We start from the raw sequence: 343 nt of genomic DNA, 5'->3' as shown, positions 1-343 counted from the left end.
CTCCTCCCACTGGTCGAGGCGATCCCGCCCGTGCGAGGCAGGCGCGGGCGCCCCCGCCGCCGGCCCGACGCCCTGTATGCCGACCGCGCCTACGACTCCGACAAACACCGCGACGAGTTGCGCGACATGGGGATCGACCCGAAGATCGCCCAACGAGGAACCGGCCACGGCTCCGGACTCGGCGTGATCAGGTGGGTCGTCGAGCGCACGATCGCCTGGTACCACAGCATGCGACGCCTGCGCATCCGCTGGGAACGCCGCGCCGACATCCACGAGGCGTTCCTCGGCCTGGCCACCTGCATCATCTGCTTTCGACACATCAAAACCCTTTGTTAGGAACTCT

At 67.6% G+C, this 343-nt stretch carries 1 protein-coding gene; it reads left to right on the top strand.

All coding sequences use genetic code 11. From position 1 onward, the window contains the following. Nucleotides 1–336: transposase (locus E1288_RS46655; protein ID WP_165968649.1), on the top strand; the 336-nt coding region annotated here is incomplete at its 5' end. Between the last annotated feature and the right edge of the window lie 7 nt (nt 337–343).

Origin of the sequence: Saccharopolyspora elongata, assembly GCF_004348985.1 — a bacterium.
Classification (GTDB): Bacteria; Actinomycetota; Actinomycetes; order Mycobacteriales; family Pseudonocardiaceae; genus Saccharopolyspora; species Saccharopolyspora elongata.
The sequence above is the reverse complement of the archived record's forward strand: the minus strand, read 5'-3'. Positions and strand labels throughout refer to the sequence as shown.